Source organism: Methylocystis sp. WRRC1 (genome assembly GCF_020733155.1).
GTDB lineage: Bacteria > Pseudomonadota > Alphaproteobacteria > Rhizobiales > Beijerinckiaceae > Methylocystis.
The window spans coordinates 1,805,782-1,824,774 of sequence record NZ_JAJFZJ010000001.1 but is presented as its reverse complement, the minus strand read 5'-3'; the positions used below and the strand labels follow the sequence as shown (position 1 = coordinate 1,824,774).

The 18,993-nt window shown below is 61.1% G+C and carries 19 protein-coding genes and 1 pseudogene; 6 read left to right on the top strand and 14 right to left on the bottom strand.

Features of this window, described 5'->3' with window-relative positions:
- Positions 1–2: 2 nt before the first annotated feature.
- Genes hypE through LG047_RS08750 form a run of 11 tightly spaced genes read right to left on the bottom strand, consistent with a single transcriptional unit; the run spans position 3 to position 9,040 of the window.
- Positions 3–1,055: a hydrogenase expression/formation protein HypE gene (gene hypE / locus LG047_RS08800; RefSeq protein ID WP_227966340.1), complete on the bottom strand. Its 1,053-nt coding sequence runs from the start codon at positions 1,053–1,055 to the stop codon at positions 3–5.
- Complete coding sequence (hypD, locus tag LG047_RS08795) at positions 1,052–2,200, bottom strand: hydrogenase formation protein HypD (RefSeq protein WP_227966339.1); 1,149 nt, start codon at positions 2,198–2,200, stop codon at positions 1,052–1,054. The genes hypE and hypD overlap by 4 nt, the downstream gene beginning before the upstream one ends.
- Positions 2,197–2,430: a HypC/HybG/HupF family hydrogenase formation chaperone gene (locus tag LG047_RS08790; RefSeq protein ID WP_227966338.1), complete on the bottom strand. Its 234-nt coding sequence runs from the start codon at positions 2,428–2,430 to the stop codon at positions 2,197–2,199. Before LG047_RS08790 ends, hypD begins: the two co-directional genes overlap by 4 nt.
- Positions 2,421–4,706 (bottom strand): carbamoyltransferase HypF, encoded by a 2,286-nt coding sequence (gene hypF / locus LG047_RS08785; RefSeq protein ID WP_227966337.1) that lies wholly within the window; start codon positions 4,704–4,706, stop codon positions 2,421–2,423. Before hypF ends, LG047_RS08790 begins: the two co-directional genes overlap by 10 nt.
- Positions 4,707–4,711: 5 nt before the next feature.
- A complete protein-coding gene (hypB, locus tag LG047_RS08780; RefSeq protein ID WP_227966336.1) occupies positions 4,712–5,602 on the bottom strand; it encodes a hydrogenase nickel incorporation protein HypB in 891 nt (296 codons plus the stop codon).
- Complete coding sequence (hypA, locus tag LG047_RS08775) at positions 5,602–5,943, bottom strand: hydrogenase maturation nickel metallochaperone HypA (protein WP_227966335.1); 342 nt, start codon at positions 5,941–5,943, stop codon at positions 5,602–5,604. Before hypA ends, hypB begins: the two co-directional genes overlap by 1 nt.
- On the bottom strand, positions 5,936–7,033 hold the full coding sequence (locus tag LG047_RS08770; protein WP_227966334.1) for a nickel-dependent hydrogenase large subunit: 1,098 nt from the start codon (positions 7,031–7,033) through the stop codon (positions 5,936–5,938). Before LG047_RS08770 ends, hypA begins: the two co-directional genes overlap by 8 nt.
- Positions 7,030–7,542, bottom strand: coding sequence for a [NiFe]-hydrogenase assembly chaperone HybE (hybE, locus tag LG047_RS08765; protein WP_227966333.1), 513 nt, complete (start codon positions 7,540–7,542; stop codon positions 7,030–7,032). Before hybE ends, LG047_RS08770 begins: the two co-directional genes overlap by 4 nt.
- Positions 7,523–7,738: a rubredoxin gene (locus tag LG047_RS08760; RefSeq protein WP_036283914.1), complete on the bottom strand. Its 216-nt coding sequence runs from the start codon at positions 7,736–7,738 to the stop codon at positions 7,523–7,525. Before LG047_RS08760 ends, hybE begins: the two co-directional genes overlap by 20 nt.
- Positions 7,735–8,598, bottom strand: a complete 864-nt coding sequence (locus tag LG047_RS08755) for a hydrogenase expression/formation protein (protein ID WP_227966332.1) — start codon at positions 8,596–8,598, stop codon at positions 7,735–7,737. The genes LG047_RS08760 and LG047_RS08755 overlap by 4 nt, the downstream gene beginning before the upstream one ends.
- Positions 8,599–8,602: 4 nt before the next feature.
- Positions 8,603–9,040 (bottom strand): hydrogenase accessory protein, encoded by a 438-nt coding sequence (locus LG047_RS08750; protein ID WP_227966331.1) that lies wholly within the window; start codon positions 9,038–9,040, stop codon positions 8,603–8,605.
- Between the two features lie 395 nt (positions 9,041–9,435).
- Here LG047_RS08750 and LG047_RS08745 point away from each other — a divergent pair, with 395 nt between their 5' ends.
- Complete coding sequence (locus tag LG047_RS08745) at positions 9,436–10,359, top strand: diacylglycerol kinase family protein (RefSeq protein ID WP_227966330.1); 924 nt, start codon at positions 9,436–9,438, stop codon at positions 10,357–10,359.
- Positions 10,360–10,532: 173 nt separating this feature from the next.
- Positions 10,533–11,354: a hypothetical protein gene (locus LG047_RS08740; RefSeq protein WP_227966329.1), complete on the top strand. Its 822-nt coding sequence runs from the start codon at positions 10,533–10,535 to the stop codon at positions 11,352–11,354.
- Between the two features lie 78 nt (positions 11,355–11,432).
- Here the strand turns inward: LG047_RS08740 and LG047_RS08735 are convergent, their stop codons facing one another.
- Positions 11,433–12,443, bottom strand: coding sequence for an MBL fold metallo-hydrolase (locus tag LG047_RS08735; RefSeq protein WP_227966328.1), 1,011 nt, complete (start codon positions 12,441–12,443; stop codon positions 11,433–11,435).
- Positions 12,444–12,616: 173 nt separating this feature from the next.
- Between LG047_RS08735 and LG047_RS08730 the strand changes: the two genes are divergently transcribed.
- Positions 12,617–13,777 (top strand): CapA family protein, encoded by a 1,161-nt coding sequence (locus LG047_RS08730; RefSeq protein WP_227966327.1) that lies wholly within the window; start codon positions 12,617–12,619, stop codon positions 13,775–13,777.
- 53 nt (positions 13,778–13,830) lie between these two features.
- Positions 13,831–15,189: an MBL fold metallo-hydrolase RNA specificity domain-containing protein gene (locus tag LG047_RS08725; RefSeq protein ID WP_227966326.1), complete on the top strand. Its 1,359-nt coding sequence runs from the start codon at positions 13,831–13,833 to the stop codon at positions 15,187–15,189.
- Between the two features lie 44 nt (positions 15,190–15,233).
- Here LG047_RS08725 and LG047_RS08720 read toward each other — a convergent pair whose 3' ends face one another.
- A complete protein-coding gene (locus LG047_RS08720) occupies positions 15,234–16,259 on the bottom strand; it encodes an adenosine deaminase (RefSeq protein WP_227966325.1) in 1,026 nt (341 codons plus the stop codon).
- 403 nt (positions 16,260–16,662) lie between these two features.
- Between LG047_RS08720 and LG047_RS08715 the strand changes: the two genes are divergently transcribed.
- Positions 16,663–17,424: a class I SAM-dependent methyltransferase gene (locus LG047_RS08715; RefSeq protein WP_227966324.1), complete on the top strand. Its 762-nt coding sequence runs from the start codon at positions 16,663–16,665 to the stop codon at positions 17,422–17,424.
- A gap of 94 nt (positions 17,425–17,518) precedes the next feature.
- On the opposite strand, the gene LG047_RS08710 is transcribed toward LG047_RS08715, so the two are convergent.
- Positions 17,519–18,118: a 2-oxo acid dehydrogenase subunit E2 gene (locus LG047_RS08710; RefSeq protein ID WP_227968461.1), complete on the bottom strand. Its 600-nt coding sequence runs from the start codon at positions 18,116–18,118 to the stop codon at positions 17,519–17,521.
- 58 nt (positions 18,119–18,176) lie between these two features.
- Here LG047_RS08710 and LG047_RS08705 point away from each other — a divergent pair.
- Positions 18,177–18,901, top strand: a pseudogene (locus LG047_RS08705) (IS481 family transposase); the annotation flags it as partial.
- Positions 18,902–18,993: the final 92 nt, after the last annotated feature.

Sequence of the window (18,993 nt, the reverse complement as noted above, 5' to 3'; positions counted from 1 at the left end):
TCCTAACATATGCGCGGGAGCTGCTCCCCCGAAAGCCAGTCGACGATGCGCCCGCCGCCAAAGGAGGTCGTCATTTGCACGAAGTTCTGGTCATCTTCGATGACATGGCCGATGAGCGCGGCGTCCTCGCCGAGCGGATGGGCGCGCATGCGCGCGAGGAGCGCTTCCGCCGCCTCTGGCGCGCAGATGGCGACAAGCTTGCCTTCATTGGCGACATAGAGTGGATCGAGTCCCAGAAACTCGCAGGCTGCCGCCACTTGAGGTTTGACGGGGATGCGCGCCTCGTCGATCAGAAAACCGACATTCGATTGATGCGCTATCTCGTTCAGCGCCGCCGCGAGGCCGCCGCGGGTCGGGTCTCGCATGACGCGCAGGCTTCCGCCGGCGATTGCGGTCATTTCCCCCGTCAACTCATGAAGCGCCGCGGAGTCGGAAAGGACCTCCACGCCAAACTCCAGATTGGATCGGCGCGACATGATCGCGACGCCATGGTCGCCCATGGATCCCGAAACCAGCACCGCGTCGCCGGGCCGCGCCTTGTCGCTCGAAAGGTTCACGCCATCCGGGACGACGCCCACGCCGGCCGTGGAGATGAAAACGCCGTCCGCCTTGCCGCGCTCCACGACCTTCGTGTCGCCGGTCACGATCGGCACGCCGGCGGCGCGCGACGCCTCGCCCATGCTTTGCGCAATGCGCTTGAGATCGGCGAGCGGAAAGCCTTCCTCGATGATGAAGCTCGCCGAGAGATATTTCGGCGCCGCGCCGGCCATGGCGATGTCGTTGATCGTGCCATGGACAGAGAGCGATCCGATGTCGCCGCCAGGGAAAAACAGCGGCGAGACGACATAGCCGTCGGTCGTCATCACGAGACGTCCGGGCAGGACGCCGAGCGCGGCCTGATCGTCATTGCGTTGCAGCCACTCGTTACCGAAGGCGTGATGAAAAATATCGGCGATCAGCTGCGCCATGGCCCTGCCGCCCGAGCCATGTGATAGATCGACGCGCCCGTTCCTGATGTCGAGCTTGCGGCGGATGGGCTTCAACGGCGCGTTCATGAGGCTGCCTTTTGCATCTGCTCGCGGGCGCGGTCACGGAATCGGCCATAGGCGTAATGCGCCGCGCAGGAGCCTTCCGACGACACCATGCAGGAGCCCATCGGCGTCTGTGGCGTGCAAAGCGAGCCGAACAGCTTGCAGTCCGTCGGACTTTTCGCGCCGCGCAGGATTTCGCCGCATTCGCAGGCCGGATTGTCGGCCGCGGGTTTGGTGTGAACGTCGAAACGCTGTTCCGCATCATATGCCGCATAGGCGTCGCGCAGCCGCAACGCGCTGTGCGGCACGGCGCCGAGGCCGCGCCATTCGAAACTTTCACGCAGTTCGAAAACCTCATCCATTTCCGTTTGCGCCTTGAGATTGCCATCGCGCGATACGGCGCGAATATATTGGTTCTCGACCTCGCAGCGGCCGCTGTTCACCTGCCGCGCCAGCATCAGGATGGATTGCATCACGTCCAGCGGCTCGAAGCCGGAGATGACGATTGGCTTGCGATAGCGGTGCGCGACGGTTTCATAGGGTTGCGCGCCGATGACCGTGCTGACATGCGCGGGCCCGACAATTCCGTCGAGACTTGTCTGACCCGAGGCGCCTTCGCCGTCGAGTATGCTGCGCATCGCGGCGGGGGTCAGAACATGGTTGCAGAAGACGAAAAAATTGCGCAGCCCTTCGGCTTGCGCCTGTTTCACCGCGAGCGCGGTCGGCGGCGTGGTGGTCTCGAAGCCGATGGCGAAGAAAACGACGTCTCGCTGCGGTTCTGTTCGCGCGATGCGCAGCGCGTCCATCGTCGAATAGATCATGCGAATGTCGGCGCCGGCGGCGCGCGCCTTCATGAGGCTCATTGCTCCCGAGGCCGGCACGCGCATCAGATCGGCGTAAGTGCACAGCGTCACGCCGGGCGTCTCGGACAGCCTTATCGCATCGTCGATGCGACCCACCGGCAGCACGCAGACGGGGCAGCCCGGGCCGTGGATCATGCGGACATTTTCCGGCAGCAAGTCCTCGACGCCATAGCGCGAGATCGCGTGCGTATGGCCGCCGCAGAATTCCATGAAGCGATAGGACCTGTTAGCGTCCGTCTCGCGAGCGATGGCGGCGGCGAGCGCTTTTGCGAGCTCCGCGTCGCGATATTCGTCGACATATTTCATAATGTGTTTTCCATCGCGGCCATCGCCTCCCGCAACAGATCGAGCGTGCGCTCGGCCTCCGCCTGATCGAGCTTCGACAGCGCATGTCCGACGTGGACGACGACGAAGTCGCCAACTTTCAGATCGTCGATCAACGCGACGTTGATTTCCTTGGAGACGCCGCCCATGTCGATGCGCGCCATATATTCACCGAGGAGTTCCGTTACCTGCGCGGGGATGGCTAGGCACATGAGATGAGATCCGCCTTTGGAGAATTTGTGACTCCGGCGCGCGCCATCGCGGCCTGACCGAACGACAGGCCGCCGTCATTGGGCGGCAATTGTCGCGCAAGCAGAGCGCGCAGACCAAGGGCGCGCAGCCGTTGCGTGACGCCTTCGGCCAGGACACGGTTCATCATACATCCGCCGCCGAGCGCGATGATGTCGATCGAATGATTTCTCGCCGCCGCCGCCGCGAATTGCGCAAGACCTTCGACAATCGTTCCGTGAAAGAGCTCAGCCCCTTCGCGCTGCGCGACGCCGCCGCGGGCGAAAGCGTCGAGCAGCGGCGTGAAGTCCAGTTCCGTCCGCGTCAGCCGAAAGCCGTTTGCCAGCACGCGCGGCGTTGCGACAAGCGATTCCATCTCCATGGCCGCCTGCGCTTCATAGTTCTGGCGCGCGCAGACGCCGAGCAAGGCCGCCGCGGCGTCGAAGAGGCGGCCCAGGCTCGAGGTCGCGGGCGGCGCATAGCCAGCGCTCATGAGTTGCGCCATCTCGCATGCGCGGGGTTCGTCAGCAAAAATGCGCGGGACGGCGTCGAGCCGGCCGAGCTTCGCCAGCGCGCCGACGCCCATGCGCCAGGGTTCGCGCGCGGCGCGGTCGCCGCCGGGCGCGGGGAGCGGCGACAGGCCGCCGAGACGCCGCCAGATATGACCGTCGAGCCGCATCAGCTCGCCGCCCCACGATCCTCCGTCGGCGCCGAGCCCATGCCCGTCGAGCGCCAGCCCCAGCGCCGGCTCCGTAACTTGATGCTCCGCAAGAACGGCCGCGAGATGGGCGGCGTGATGCTGTATTCGGATGAGCGGCCGCGCCTGTCCCTCCGCCCAACGCGTCGACAGATAATCGGGGTGGAGATCGCAGGCGAGGATTTCCGGTTCGACGTCGAGAAGATCGAGAAGCCGTCGCGTGGTTTCGTAATAGAAGCGCGCGGTCGCGCCGGCGCTGAGATCGCCGATATGTTGCGACACGAAAGCCTCTCGCCGCCGCGTCACCGTCACCGTCGCCTTCAGATGCGCGCCGGCGCCGACCACACAGGGGCCGTCGGCGCCGAGGTCAATCGGCTCCGGGACGAAACCGCGCGCGCGCCGCAGAAAGGCGGGCGCCCCGTCGACAACGGTCATGACGGAGTCGTCGACGCGCGTCACGATCTCACGGTCATGCGTGACGATGATGTCGGCGATCGACGCAAGACGCGCCTGCGCTTCGTCGTTATCCTTGACGATTGGATCGCCGCCGACATTGGCGCTGGTTGCGACAAGGGCAAGGTCGTGCGGCGCTACTCGCCACTCTTTGCCTGTCGGCGCGCCGGCGGCGGCATGGAAAATGAGATGATGCAGCGGCGTATAGGCCAGCATGACGCCGATGCGACCGAGACGCGGCGCGACGCCCGGCGCGACGTCGTCCCGCCGATTCATCAACACGATTGGACGCGCGGCCGTTTGCAAGAGCGTCATTTCGGCGTCCGTCGCGTCCGCCACTTTCCCGACGGAGGCGACATTGGCGACCATGATTGCGAAAGGCTTCGCATCGCGCGCCTTGCGGCGTCGCAATTCATTGACGGCGGATTCGTTGCGCGCGTCGCACATCAGATGGAAACCGCCGACGCCCTTCACTGCGACGATCTTGCCGGCGAGCAGCGCGGCGGCAATCTCTTCCGGCGCAAGCGAAAGCGTCGGGCCGCAGGCCGGGCAGGCGACGGGTTCAGCGTGGAAGCGGCGGTTGGACGGGTTGCGATAGTCGCGCGCGCAATCGTCGCACATCGCGAATGGCGCCATCGAGGTCTGCGCACGGTCGTAAGGCAGTCGATGCGTCAGCGTGAAGCGCGGGCCGCAATGGGTGCAGGTGACGAACGGATAGCGATGGAAACGGCTCGTCGGATCGAATAGATCGTCGAGACACGCTTCACAGACGGCCGCGTCGGGGATGATGCGCGTCTGCGTCCTGCCGCCGACCGAATCCAGGATGGCGAAATCGCCACATTCACGCGGCGGCAGTTCCTCGATCTCCAGCGCTTCCACGCGCGCGAGCGGCGGAGTCTCGAGATAAAGCGCGTCCAGAAACGCGCTGACGCCGGGCCCCTGCACCTCGAGCAACACGCCTTCGGCGTCGTTCTTCACGAAGCCCTTCAGCCGCATGCGCGCCGCGAGCTCATGAACGAAGGGCCGAAAGCCGACGCCCTGCACGGCGCCGCGCACGCGCACGCGCAACCGTCGCGCGGCGGGCGTGTTAGCGGGGCGTGCATAGGACAAGGCCGCTACTCCCGAACGGCGACGCGCGCTGCGCGCCCCTCGATCCATGCATAGAAGGCTTGCATCCCCTCTCCCGTGCGGGCAGAGACGGTCAGCGTCTGCAAATTCGGATTCACCCGCAGCGCCGCCGCAATGCAGGCGCCGACATCGAAATCCAGATGCGGCAGCAGGTCGGCCTTGTTGAGGAGCATCAGATCGGCGGCGGCGAACATGTCGGGATATTTGAGCGGCTTGTCCTCGCCCTCGGTGACCGACAGCACGACGACCTTGTGCGCCTCTCCGAGGTCGAAGGCGGCGGGACAGACGAGATTGCCGACATTCTCGATGAACAGCAGACCGTTCCTCGGCGGCGCAAGCGTCTCCAGCGCATGGCCGACCATATGCGCGTCGAGATGACATCCCTTGCCGGTGTTGATCTGCAGCGCCCTTGCGCCCGCCGCGCGGATGCGCTCGGCGTCGTTCGAGGTTTGCTGGTCGCCTTCGATCACGACGATCTCGTGACGCGGCTTGAGATCGTTGATCGCGCGCGCCAGTAGCGTCGTCTTGCCGGAGCCGGGGCTCGAGACGAAATTCAACGCCAGATTTCCGTTGGTGGTGAGCCATGCGCGATTGTCGCGCGCGAAACCGTCGTTCTTGGAAAGAATGTCGCGCTCGATGCGAACGATGCGCTCCTGGCTGAGCCCGGGCGCGTGCACGCCGGCGAGCCCCGCGCCGTAATCGATCACGTCGCCGGCATGGCGGTGATCATGATGAACGTGGTCGTGATGATGATCATGATCATGGTCATGATCATGATGAACGTGATCATCATGGTGATGGCCGCGCCCCCCGTGCTTGTGGTCGTCGTCGGAATGTCTCTCGATCACGGTGGTTCCGCATCCGCATACGGCGCACATCACGCCACCTCCAGTTCGATCAGGCGAAAATCGTCCCCGCGCGTCATTTGCACGCGGTAATGTCCGCAGTCGGGACAGGGCCCGAAGCGTTCGGAGATCGCGACTTCCTTGCCGCAGTCGAGACACCAGCCCGCGCCGGCGATGTCGATCATGTCGAATCTCGCGCCATCGGAGATTGTCCCGCGCGTAACGGCGTCGAAGCAAAAGCGCAACGCCTCGCGGTCGACATGGCTGAGGGCGCCGACGGCGACCCGGATGACGTTGATGCGCTGCGCCTGATGTTTGCGAGCTTCTTCTTCGGCAAGATCGACAAGCGCTTCCATCAGAGACATTTCATGCATGACGCGCCTCGCGAAGCTCGATCGTACAGAATGTGCAGGGATCGAACAAGGTCATGAGGCGCGCGATGAAAAGCCGCGCCTGCGCCTGCCTGGACAAATCGAGCGTCGCGAGCAGGCGCGCCAACGGCCCGGCCGGATGAAAATTCCACTCGGTGGGCGCCAGTATGTCGTATGACGTCACGCCGCCATCGGCGCCGACCGCGATGCGATGAAAGAGAAGGCCTCGCGGCGAGTCGACGAGCGAGAAACCTTCGCCGGGCGAATGCGACCAGGCGGCGACGAGGCGGTTGTGTAATACCCTGGAGTTTTCGAGCGAGCGGAGGGCGTCGAGGGAGTCGACGATGTCGAGAAGCCGCGCCTGAAGCCGCGCGGCGAAGAGACCGATATCGCGGCGCAACTGCGCAAAGCGGCGAGCGAATGCGCCGGTTTCGACGGCGCGGCCCGGCAGCGTCGGACGGGACAGGAAATCTCTTGATCGGGCACGTAACGCGCGATGCACGGCGCCCGCGTCGGCCGCAGACAGGAAGTCGGCCTGCGGCGGGAAAGGCGCCGCCTCGGCGCATGTCGATGCGTCGCGCCACAAGCGCCCCCACCAGCCTTGCGACGGCGGCTCGAAATCCTGTGTCGGCGCGCCCGTTTCCCGCGCGGCCGCCATCAGGTCGGCGCGTATTTTCGAAATGTCGACGCCCGGCGCGCCAGCCTCGCGAGCGGCCGATAGCGCCGCGCGGACGGCGGGCGCGAAGGCGCGACGTTCTGCTGAATCGCCGGCGCCGGGCCAGTCCAGCAGGGCTGCGCGCAAATGTTCGGCGATGCGCTCGGCATGGAGCGCGAGAGCCCAGCGTCGCTGCATCGTTTCCGTTATCGGTTGTGCGATGGCGGCGGAGAGGGCGGCCTGTGAGGCGATGCGTTGCGACGCTGCGCAAAGGGTGAACAGCGTTCCGACGAGAGAAGGAGCGTTGACGGCAGGTGTGTTTTTCAGCAGCGCGGTCGTATCCGGCAAACGCCGCGGCGATATTGTCGCTTCCGTGACTCGGCCGTCGGCGAGGGTTAGCGCAAGGCCGATTCCCGTATTCTTGTCCGCCGCCGTCATTGCGTCGCTTCCGGTTCGGACTGGCGCGCGCCGAAGAGCAGCGCCCGCCGATCATATCGGGATGGCGACCGTTCAGGCTCCGGCGATGGAGCGGGATCCAACAATGCAGACAGGACCGCCTCAGCCGTCGCGCGCGCCATTTCATGGTCGGCGAAGTCGTCCATTGGCGAAAAAAGCGAACAGCCGTCGACGCGGCCGAAATCCTCTACGTGTCCGACGATGAAGTCGATGCAGCCTGCCGGGAGCAGCCATTGCGCGGTCGTGCTGAAAGGAGCTTTCGGGAGATCGCAGCCTTCGACGCCGCAGATCGCGAGATTCATGAACCAGGGCGTAACGATGATCCCGATCGCCGCCTCGCCGAAGGAACGAAAGCCGATCGCTTCGACGTCGAGCCGCAGATTGCAGATCGGGACGTCGCGCATTGCGGTCTCGAAAACGCCCCGGTAATGCCGGGCGAGCCTGTCGCCGGCGACCCGCGCGCGGCGATTGTCACTTTCCGGCGTCATCATCCAGCCTCATGAACTTGTCGCGCGGCGCGTCGCAATTGGGACAGCGCCATTCCACGGGCAGGTCTGAGAATGCTGTGCCCGGCTGAATCTGCCAGACGTCGTCGCCCTGCGCGGGATCATAGACCTGCCAGCACACGCCGCATTCCATTCGGGCGTCAGCATCCAGATCACGCCGGCTGAAGTTCTCGAAGCTCATTTGAAATAGGCCTCGTGGATTTCGAGAAGCCTTTCGCTCGAGTCCCGGAAATCCTCCACGGCGGCCTGAGCGACGACGGGGACATCCCCGATTTCGAGCGTGTCGAGAATGATCTCGTCCATGGCGTTGAAATATTGCACCGACCAGACATGGCGGGTCGCCGTCGCGTGGATGCGGCATTTTCCATATCCGCGCGACAGCAATCCAACGGGGCCATCGCCAAGCGTATGCTGCAGGAACGCCATGTCCTCCGGCGTCATCGGAAAGAGCGAGAAATTGACGATGTGTGACTCGGCGCCGGGCTCGAATGCGTCGACGCGCGCGCGGATTTCAGCGAGAAGCGGCATCACATTCATTACATTTTCCGGCGGCGGGCCGAAGGCGACGTCGCGCGCATTGGCGACGGCCGCGCGCCGGACCACTTCAGGAATGGCCGCTATTTCCAGATAGTCGCCGATGACGCGCTCGTCCGCGTCGCTGAAGCGCACGCGCCACAGACCCGCCATGGTCGACTCGGAAATCTGCGCCGTGACGCCATCCGGCAGCGCGACCACGCCGCTGACTTCTCCGGAGCCCAGCGCCTGCGAGAGGAGTTCGCGCTCATCCGCGTCATATTCCGTCACGTCCACCAATCTTCCCGGCGCGTCGGCTTTCTGCCGCGCGAGAGCGTCGGCGAGTTCGGGGAGAAGGCGGCCGACCCTTTCGCAGCGTTCGATGAGACCCTCGACGCCCGCGCGCGCAAGGCCGTGAACCGCGCCAGAGCCAGTTCGACCGGGCGTCGCGAGTTCGTCGACGCCAATCGGCGCGATTGTCATTGCGGCATCCGCGCCTTCGGGCGCCATCCAGAATCCCGCTTTCATGGCTTCAGGCTCCCCGCCCATGCGTGAACTCGACCTTCGGCCTTTGCGGGCCGGCGACGATCGCCGCCGAGGGTGCGAGAAAGGCCTCGATTCTGGCGATGTAATCCGCCCAGTCGTATATCTTGGGGAGGACGCCGACGGTTTCCCGCCGACGCATCACGACGAGGCAAGGCGACGCATAGGCGTGAAGACGAGGACGCAACTCGGCTTCCGCGGCAGGCGCGATCAGGGCGCCGCGCAGGCGACCTGCGAAATATTGCAGGAGTTCGGGGAGGACCACTGCGACGTCCGCCGTTTCCGCCCGCTGGCCGGCTTCCCCTGCGAAAAACAGGATGGCGTGCGTTTTGGCCGCGGCGGCCTCGTCCAGGAAATGGTCGAGGCGATCGGCGTCAACCATCGGCAGGCCGCGCTGCTCGACGAGCTGGCGCAAGATTGGCGACATTAATCAGCCTCCCCTGGATCTCCGGCGCATTTTTGCGCTCTCGCGGCAAGATAGGCAAGCGGCGCGCCAGAACCGCGTGCATTTTATAAACACATGATATTAAATAATTTTGTCCCGCAGCTTGGGGAGTGCGGCGCGCCGACGGCAACAAGTATCTTTCCAGTAAGGAAAAACAAGTTTCCAGCGCGCGCCGGTGCGCTCATATTCGCCCCCGGCCCCCGGGGAACCTCTTTGTGAGCGCGCCCATCGTCCGGCGCGGCGACCACGCGATTTCCGTTCATCTCCACTTGGCGGGGCTTTTTTCACTGCTTGCTGACCGGCCCGGAACAAGTTACTGCGCAGACGAAGTCCGTCGTTTGACCAATATCCTCAGAGCATTGCGGAGAAGGTGTTTCTTGTCCGAGATCGTCAACGCGCGCGTCGCGATGGACGGCTCCCCGCGAGCATCCGCCCGACGCATCGCGATCATCGTAAATCCCGTCGCCGGGAAATATCGCAGGAGCCGCATCGGCGCGATCGCACAAATCCTTCGCCGCGACGGGCGACATGTGGAGATCGCCGAAAGCGCGGGTCCCGGCTGCATTCGCGAGATTGCTCGCGCTATTCCCGCAGACATGGTCCTTGCCGCGGGCGGCGACGGGACCATCAATGAAGCGGTCGCCGGATTGCTGGACCGTGCGAGTCCCCGCCCAGCGTTCGGCGTTATTCCTCAGGGCACTGCGAATGTTCTCGGCCACGAACTGGGATTGCCGCGCGGCGCGCAAGATCTCGCGAATGTGTTTCTGGCGGGCCACACCCGAAAGCTCCATCCGGGCCTCGCAAACGGCCGCCCTTTCGTGCTGATGGCGTCGGCCGGACTGGACGCCGAGGTCGTCAGCTCCGTCAATTTGTCGCTGAAGAAGAAACTCGGAGGTCTCGCCTATATCGTCGCCGCGGCGCGGACGCTGAATCGAGAAGCCAAGGACATCGAAGCGACGATCGGCGACACGAGAATTCTGGGGAAGCTCTTCATCGTCAGCAAGGCGAAGCGCTATGGCGGAAATTATCTTCTCGACCCTGACGCCGACATATTCAATCCCGGCTTTACCCTCGTCGCCGTAAGCGACATTCGCCCTTTCGCCTTGTGCAAGATTGGACTGGCGCTCATGGCGGGGCGGTTGGACAATGTTTCCGGGATCAGGAAAATGCGCGTGAAGGCCGTTTACCTGCGCTCCCGCGACGCTGTCGCCACGGAGATCGACGGCGATGTTCTGGGCGTGACGCCGCTCATCGTGTCGGAAGGATGTGAGGCGCTCGATATATTGACGCCGCAAGCTTAGCCATATGCATGGTTTCGGACAGCGAAGTTTCCGACGAACCTCCCAAGGTCGCGCCGGGCGCCGCAGTAGCAGCGTTCGGCTTCCGGAACGCCGACCCGTTTGCTGGAGTCCACCGATAAATCATATGATCGCGATCCGATCGAACAGAGCTCGAAACGGGAGTTTGTTGCTTCATGGATTTCAGCGTCGTCTTCTGGGTCTTTGTCGTCTTCGCCGTGCTACAGCCGATCCTGCGGCAGCGTTTTCTCGAGAGCATGCGCCGGCGAAGGATTTCCCAAATCGAGCGGGCGCGGGGGTCGCGGGTGATCCTGCTCGTGCATCGCGAAGAGCGGGTCAGTCTGCTGGGGCTGCCGATCATCCGCTACCTCGACATGAATGATTCAGAAGAGGTGCTGCGCGCAATTCAGCTGACCGATCCGAATATGGCGCTGGACATCGTTCTGCACACGCCGGGAGGACTTTATCTGGCGGCGACGCAGATTGCGCGCGCGCTCGGCGGCCACAAGGGCAAGGTGACGGTGTTCGTGCCGCATTACGCCATGTCCGGCGGAACGCTGATCGCGCTCGCCGCCGACGAGATCATGATGTGTCCGCATTCTGTGCTCGGTCCGCTCGATCCGCAGGTCGAGGGGTTGCCGGCCGTCTCGCTTCTTCGCGTGCTCGAACAGAAGCCTGTCGCCGAGATCGACGATGAGACGCTCGTGCTGGCCGACATCGCGCAAAAGGCGCTCACCCAGCTGGAGCAGACCGTTGCGCAGCTTCTGAAGAGCCGCATGGGCGCGACAGCCGCCTCTGAACTCTCAAAGACGCTCACCAGCGGCCGGTGGACGCATGATTACGCCATTACGGCCGAGGAGGCGCGCGACATGGGTCTGCCGGTCAAGACCAGGATGCCGAGCGAGGTGCTCGAACTTTTGGCCCTCTATCCACAGCCGATCCTCGAAATGCCGAGCGTCGAATATCTGCCGACGCCACATTCCAGAAACGGCAAGTGACGGAGAGGAAATCCGTCGACAGCAAAGAGCGCGAGATTGGTCCATGCCGTGTCCTGCCCGGGAACGCGGCCCATCGCTTCAGCGAGCAAGAAAGGCCTCCTGCGCTTCCTGCGCGAGACGCTCGCCTTGTCCTCGGTAGCGCGGAGAATAGTGGAGCGTCACGAGCCTTTTGACTCCGGCGCGGCGCGCAAGCATTCCCGCCTGTCGCGCCGTCAGATGACGGCGCTTCGCCGCCGCCTCGAAGTCGACGTCGAGGAAGGTCGCCTCGATGAAAAGCATGTCGGCGCGCTCCGCTAGCCTGATGATCTTTTCGATATTGGCGTCGGTGTAAGCGCAATCGACGACATAGACGATCTTGCGGCCGGAAGTGATCTGCATGATCTCCTTCTTAAGAAAACCGAGCGGAAGCGCCGCCGGCCTGTCATCCCCGCCGTCGCGCCACGTCACCGGTATGAGGGTCGCATCGTTCGCGCCCTGAAGCGTCGCCGACTTGAAATTGCGTAACCACGGACCCACGACGAGTCCCATGGCTTCCACCTTGTTGCGCCACACATTGATCTGCGCTCGCTCCTCGAGCGCGAAGGCCAGCACCGGCAAGCCGTGATCGAGGGTGGTTGCGCGAACCTGAATCCCTGGCTCCTTGAGCACCAGTCCCTCTATGGCTCGGGTCTCGTCATCATCGCGCCGTTCGAACCGGGATCGTCCGGAAAATCGCGCCGATTTGAGGCGACCCAATTCGTCGAGCTCGGTCACGAGAAAAGTAAGATTGCCGTCATAGCCGTCGATCAGGTTCCAGCTATAGGCGGAAAGCTTGTGCTCGACAGCATTTATGATTCCGGCAGGACCATAGACGCCAAGCGTCTTCTCTCTGCCGAGGGCGCATCGCAGCAACTGGTCAAAGCCGGCAAAGTGATCCATGTGGAGATGGGTGACGAAAACGTCGCTGACGCGGAGCAGTTTTCGCGCCGAAAGCCGGGAGATGTCGCCGAGGTCGAACAGCAGCGCGCGCTTTTCGAAAACGAGATCCACATAGAGCCCCGGATCGTCGAAGGGATCATTGACAAGCGCGGGGTCGAAATGGCGCGGCATGCTTCATCTATCTTGCAGGAGAATGGGCGCCGCGGAGGACGAATGGGCGCAAAAACGGAGTTTCATGACGCCATGTCTCGCAGGACTCCATGCGATAATCTTCCGTGGCGGCAGGGCTCGCTTCCTTTACCAACTATAGCGGGTTTCCGGAGCTTCCAATCGGGACGCGCGAAATGAACGCTTCCATGAAGTCTTCTCCGTCTGCTCCGGATGAAACGAAAATCGTCCGCATTTTCCTGTGTGGCGACGTGATGATCGGTCGTGGCATTGATCAGATATTGCCCGCGCCATGTCCTCCGGAATTGCACGAAGAATATGTCTCCTCCGCTCTCGGCTACGTAAGCTTGGCCGAACGTGTTTGCGGACCAATCCCGCGGCCGGCGCCCGCCTCCTATATTTGGGGCGCTGCGCTCGACGCGTTCTACCAGAAAAATCCCGACTTGCGGATCATCAATCTCGAAACCAGCCTCACGCGCAGCGAGGCCTTTGAACCGAAGGGAATCAATTATCGGGCAAGCCCGGAAAATGCGGAAACATTGCGCGCCGCCGGGATAGATTGTTGCGTTCTGGCGAACAATCATATCCTCGATTGGGGTGAGGCCGGACTGATCGACACTCTCGATATTCTGGGAAAGCTGCGAATCAGGACTACCGGCGCAGGGCGCAATCGTGACGAAGCGCGGCGTCCTGCGGCGATCGATGTCGCCGGCAAAGCGAGGGTCGTCATAACGTCCTTCGCTTTGCCGAGCAGCGGCGCGCCTCGCCATTGGGCCGCGTCATGCGAAAGGCCCGGCGTCAATCTGCTTCCCGACCTTTCCGAGCACAGCGTCGAGCTTGTTTGCGAGATTTTGAGAGATGTCCGACGGAGCGACGATATCGTGATCGTGTCGCTGCATTGGGGGCCGAACTGGGGCTACGACATCCCGCAGGATCATCAACGCTTTGCGCACGCCCTGATTGATCGCGGCGAGGCTTCGATCATTCACGGACATTCCTCGCACCACGCCAAGGCGCTCGAAATATACAAAAACCGCCTGATCCTCTATGGATGCGGCGATTTCATCAACGATTACGAAGGGATTGCGGGCTACGAGCAATATCGCGGCGATCTGTCGCTGATGTATTTCGTCGACATCGACATGAGCAGCGGCTCACTCGCCAGTCTCGAATTGACGCCACTTCAGATCCGCCGCTTTCGCCTCGAGCGTGCGCTACCAGCGGATGCCGAGTGGCTCGCGCACAAATTGAACCGGGAAAGCGCGCGCTACGGCGTCAGCCTGTCGAAACAGTCCGACGAATCCCTGATTGCATCATGGGCGCAAGCAGCAACATGATCGGAGAGACGGTCATGACAAGAAACCATCAATAAATGGAGCGATTTTCGACAATGAAACTATCTTTCTTCGGCGCCGTCGGCACAGTCACAGGATCGAGATATCTGCTCGAGAACGATGGAGTCCGAGTGCTCATCGACTGCGGTCTGTTTCAGGGTCTCAAGAATCTGAGATTGCGCAACTGGGCGCCTTTTCCTTTGCCCCCGAAAGACATATCCTGCGTGGTGCTGACACACGCCCATCTCGATCATTCCGGCTATTTGCCGGCGCTGGTCAGAGACGGATTCAAGGGACCGGTTCACTGCTCCGACGCGACTCGCGATTTGTGCGAAATACTTCTGCCCGATAGCGCGCATCTGCTGGAGCAGGACGCCGAATACGCCAACAGACGCGGCTTCTCGAAACACAAGCCGGCGCTCGCACTCTATAATGCTACGGACGCCGAACGGGCCTTAAAGCGCCTTTCTCCGCTCCATTTCGACAGGCGGCGGACCTTTCCCGAGGGATTTTCGCTGCGCTTGCATCGCGCGGGCCATATCCCTGGCGCTGCGATCGTCGAGATCGACTGGAGCGGAAGAAAGATCATATTTTCCGGCGATCTCGGGCGCTACGACGACCCCACGATGATGGATCCTTCTGCGATAATGGACGCCCATTATCTCGTCATGGAATCGACCTATGGAGACCGAACGCACGAACGCCGCGACGCAGAGGAGGCGTTGGCAAGCATTGTCAACAGAACAGCGGCGCGTGGCGGAACAGTGATCATTCCGGCCTTTGCGGTCGGACGCGCGCAGACCTTGCTGTTCCATCTCGAGCGCCTGAAAAGCTCGCGAAGGCTTGTCGATGTGCCGATCTATCTCAACAGTCCCATGGCGATCGACGCAACCGAAACCCTATGTCGTCGCGCCGATGATCAACGGCTGACGAGAGAAGAATGGCGGCGCGCCTGTGCGGTGGCAAGATATGTCGAATCCGTAGACGAATCAAAAGCCATAAATGAAGACGATGCTCCCAAGGTCATCATTTCCGCCAGTGGCATGGCGACCGGCGGGCGTGTGTTGCATCATCTGAAGAAATTTGCGCCTGACCCGCGCAACACCATACTTTTCGCCGGTTTTCAGGCCGCTGGAACGCGCGGCGCGGCATTGGTGGGCGGGGCTCAGAGCGTCAAGATACATGGCGAATATGTGCCGGTGCGCGCCGAGGTCGATAATCTTTCGATGCTCTCGGCGCATGCCGACGCCAATGAACTCATGCGATGGCTGGGAAATTTCAGACGCCCGCCGCGAATGACCTTTCTTACGCATGGCGAGCCGACAGCGTCGGATACGCTGCGTCTCAGAATTCAGGACGAGCTCGGCTGGAGATGCCATGTCCCAGAAATGATGGAGACGTCAATATTGGAGTAGGATGTCGGATTGCGAATTTTGCAGTTGACCCTCGCGACATTCGCTCAATCATCCGCACGCGCGATGAGATAGGAATCCACTTCATTCATTCTCGCCTGCTTGTCGTCATCACTGAGCCACGACGCCGCGAAAGAGTTTCGGGCGAATGTCGCAAGATCGGGCTCTCGCAATTCAAAAGCCTTCTGCACGGCGTAATAATTAGCGTTCACATAGCCGCCGAAATACGCAGGATCATCCGAATTGATCGTGACCAGGACGCCCGCTTCCGCGAGGCGCCGAAGCGGATGATGAGCCATGTCCTTATATACGCGAAGACGAACATTTGATAGTGGACAAACGGTCAGCGGGATTTTCTGACGCACGAGGCGCGCAATCAGTGAGGAATCCTCGATTGCGCGCACACCATGGTCGATGCGCTGCACTTTCAGCATATCCAGCGCCTCCCAAATATAAGCGGGAGGCCCTTCCTCGCCAGCATGAGCTACAGTTTGAAACCCAAGCGCTCGGGCGCGGGCGAAAACACTTGCGTGCTTCGAAGGGGGATTGTCGACCTCCGCTGAATCTAGTCCGACGCCAGTGATAAGCGATCTCCAGGGAAACGCCTCTTCGAGCGTCTTCATGGCGTCGCTTTCGGGAAGATCGCGCAGAAAGCACATGATCAATCTGCTTGTCGGGCCGTCGCCTTTCGCAGCCTCCCGAAGCGCGGCGGCGATCCCCTCGACAACGGCGCCGAATGGCACATTACGCTTCGTGTGAGCCTGAGGATCGAAAAAGATCTCGCAGTGACGGATGTTCTCGCGCCGTGCACGAGCAAGATAGGCGTTCGTGAGATCGAAGAAGTCACGTTCGGTGCGCAGCACTCGCGTAGTTTGATAATAGAGTTTCAGAAAATCCTGCAAATTCTCAAAATTATACCCTCGACGCATCGCCTCGACCGAGGGATAGGGGAGATGGATCCGATTGCGCTCGGCAAGCTTGAAGACCATTTCGGGTTCGAGCGTTCCCTCGATATGAAGGTGGAGCTCCGCCTTGGGGAGGTCGTTGATAAATTGAGCAATGTTGCGCGCCATTCGAATGTTCCGTCGCTATGGACCGCGCTCGTCTACATCTCCCGAGCGCGAACTGCGCTTAGTATACATAAAGTCGTCGACGCCGCTCAGGTTTGAAAAACTGACGGGCTCATGAAAAGTTTCGTGGATCATTGCTATCGCGGTCACAATTCGGCGGATTCAAAGATGAGGTTTCCCAGACACGAATGCCTCCCGGGTCAGGAATGAGCGCTGGCCGAGGCGTCCTGTTTTGTTCATCCGAATGATTTCCTTCGGGCGGTTCATTTCAAAGGAAGCGTGCCCGATTTCGCAGGTAGGAAAGCGTCAGAATTGGCGCTAGGTTATCGTGTGGCGCATATTGCATTCGCGCGTCATTTCGTTATAGGCCGTCGAGACGGAAATGAACGGAAGGTGAGAGTCATTCATGCAGGTCCGTCATCCAATCGGCATGTCTTTTGGTCAGGATGCGGGGGAATATTTTTCGTATCGTCCCCAATATCCGCGAGCGCTTTTCGCCTGGTTGAATGAGGCCGCGCCCGCTCGCGATCTGGCGTGGGATTGCGGAACAGGCAGCGGACAATCAGCTGTGGCGCTTGCGGAATATTTCAATCAGGTGCTCGCCACGGATCCAGACCAGCGTCAGCTCGACATGGCTCCGGTGAAACCCAATATACGATACGCGCTCGCCGCCGCGGAGACCGATCTTGGTCTGAGGGGAGAGGTGGATCTCATCACCTGCGCCTGTTCGGCACACTGGTTTGATCTGTCACGATTTTACGCGATTGCAATACGATCCCTGAAGCCTCGGGGAGTTATTGCGGTCTGGACCTACGACTGGCCCTGGACGAGTTCGACATCTTTGAATGTCGTCATGCAAAAACTGAAATGTGAGATTCTCGGCCCCTTTTGGGGAGAGAATTCAGCCTATTACTTCGGGCGCTATGAAAATCTGCCCTTTCCTTTTATCGAGATCGATCATCCTCCGTTTCATGTACCGATCGGCGAGAAGGCAGACGATCTGCAGAAGTTTTTGAGCACATGGTCGGCCGTAAAAAAATTCCGATTGGAGCAGGGAAAGGATCCTCTTTCCATAGTAGACGGCGAATTACGCAAGGCGTGGGCGACTGAGCCGCCCACACTTCCACTCATGGCGCCGCTTCATATGCGCGCGGGTCGCTGTTCATGATTTGCGTCTATAACGAATAGGCAGGCGAGATACACGAAATCAACCTGTTGCGGCAAGAGCACTATCGAAGGTCGAATCGATTTTGTCTGAATTTTCACAAGAGATTTACCTCTGCGCCACGCAAGTTGGGAAGGGCCTTCGCCGAGGGGAATTGTAATTGAGAGTTTCTTCGTGCGATCGAACTCTTCGATTCGTCCGCGCAAGCCTGTCTTGTGTGGGCGATTGCTCTTCCAAAAGTAAACGATCTTTTGTAGTCGACGTCTGGAATACCGATTTCTACGTGATTGTGAATTAGAACGATGAGGTTCGCAAAATCAGTTGAATCGACGTCGAAGGCGTCTCTTGTGGTGGCCGTATCCATTGCCGACGCCAGATCGGCTTCCGGCGTGAGGTCGTCGATCAAGTCAAGAGTGGACTCCCTGACTTCTGTGTCCGTGATAATCTTTTCCGCTTCCTGCAAGAGAGGCGCGGTTCTGGCTAAATATAAGCCTACTATATGATCGTCGGTCACTCGATGGTCCCTGGCAAGGCCCATAATAACGATTTCGCGACCGGTAACCAGATCGTCCGAAACCCGTGGGCGCGTCATAATCCCACCAAATCCGACCAAAGATGCTTGTGGAGAATAGATGATCTCGATGACGGTTTCGGCGCCTTCGTCGCCGAAGTTATATGTCTGATCCCAGGATTTGATGGTGCAATCATTTCCAGCGATTGGAAGAGTGCGCTATGGGCCAGCTTCTCAGTGCGCTATGGGCCAGCTTCTCCATGGAAGCGCCCGCACGACAGAGGCGGTGCGTCGAGCGATACAGCATAGTCAAGAGAGCCTGAGGGCCCTCGCCAGGCGGTACGGCGTCAACACGAAGACCATCGCCAGGTGGAAGGGGCGGACGTTGGTTTACGACGAGCGCACGGGACCGAAAGACCCCAAACCCATGGGTCTGACGATCGAAGAAGAGGGGATCATCGTCACCTTCCGCCGTCACAGCTGTTGCCTTTATACGACTGCCTGTACGCCCGTCAGGAGACAATCCCGCACCTGCCTCGGTCATCGTTGCATCGCTGCCTTCAGCTCCACGGCGTCTCACGATCGCCGAAGTGCGCACGGCCGAAGGCAAGCTCTAGATGTTCGTGGCGATCGATCGCACGTCGAAATTCGCCTTCGTCAAGTTGCATGAGAAGGCCGCGACAAGAATAGTCGCCGACGTTCTGTTCGCACTGATACAAGCCGTTCCCTATAATATCCACGCGGTGCTCAACGATAATGGAACGCGCTTCACCGATTCTGGCGGAAGGGCGGACCTTCAGGGCGGATGCTTTCGAGTTCGGCTGCGCCCGCGCCGATAACGACCATCGACTGACCAAGTCCAAGCATCCTTGCACGAATGGCAAGATCGAGCGCATGAACCGCACGATCAAGGACGCGACGGTCAAGCGCTACTTCTATGAAACGCAGTCCGAGTTGCGAAAGCATCTCGCCAATTCTCGCCAATCGGATCGGTCATTCAAATGGATCGAGTCGCAGGCCGACCACAAGATCCACGCTCAAATTCCATCATGAAGGCTCGA

Coding starts and splice junctions, on each gene's coding strand:
- hybE (WP_227966333.1), bottom strand. CDS start 7,542: ATGATGACGCCGGAAAGTGACAATCGCCGCGCGCGGGTCGCCGGCGAC.
- LG047_RS08735 (WP_227966328.1), bottom strand. CDS start 12,443: ATGCCGCGCCATTTCGACCCCGCGCTTGTCAATGATCCCTTCGACGAT.
- LG047_RS08730 (WP_227966327.1), top strand. CDS start 12,617: ATGAACGCTTCCATGAAGTCTTCTCCGTCTGCTCCGGATGAAACGAAA.
- LG047_RS08770 (WP_227966334.1), bottom strand. CDS start 7,033: ATGACGGCGGCGGACAAGAATACGGGAATCGGCCTTGCGCTAACCCTC.
- LG047_RS08750 (WP_227966331.1), bottom strand. CDS start 9,040: ATGTCGCCAATCTTGCGCCAGCTCGTCGAGCAGCGCGGCCTGCCGATG.
- LG047_RS08790 (WP_227966338.1), bottom strand. CDS start 2,430: ATGTGCCTAGCCATCCCCGCGCAGGTAACGGAACTCCTCGGTGAATAT.
- LG047_RS08760 (WP_036283914.1), bottom strand. CDS start 7,738: ATGAGCTTCGAGAACTTCAGCCGGCGTGATCTGGATGCTGACGCCCGA.
- hypE (WP_227966340.1), bottom strand. CDS start 1,055: ATGAACGCGCCGTTGAAGCCCATCCGCCGCAAGCTCGACATCAGGAAC.
- LG047_RS08725 (WP_227966326.1), top strand. CDS start 13,831: ATGAAACTATCTTTCTTCGGCGCCGTCGGCACAGTCACAGGATCGAGA.
- LG047_RS08720 (WP_227966325.1), bottom strand. CDS start 16,259: ATGGCGCGCAACATTGCTCAATTTATCAACGACCTCCCCAAGGCGGAG.
- LG047_RS08715 (WP_227966324.1), top strand. CDS start 16,663: ATGCAGGTCCGTCATCCAATCGGCATGTCTTTTGGTCAGGATGCGGGG.
- LG047_RS08755 (WP_227966332.1), bottom strand. CDS start 8,598: ATGAAAGCGGGATTCTGGATGGCGCCCGAAGGCGCGGATGCCGCAATG.
- hypD (WP_227966339.1), bottom strand. CDS start 2,200: ATGAAATATGTCGACGAATATCGCGACGCGGAGCTCGCAAAAGCGCTC.
- LG047_RS08740 (WP_227966329.1), top strand. CDS start 10,533: ATGGATTTCAGCGTCGTCTTCTGGGTCTTTGTCGTCTTCGCCGTGCTA.
- hypA (WP_227966335.1), bottom strand. CDS start 5,943: ATGCATGAAATGTCTCTGATGGAAGCGCTTGTCGATCTTGCCGAAGAA.
- hypB (WP_227966336.1), bottom strand. CDS start 5,602: ATGTGCGCCGTATGCGGATGCGGAACCACCGTGATCGAGAGACATTCC.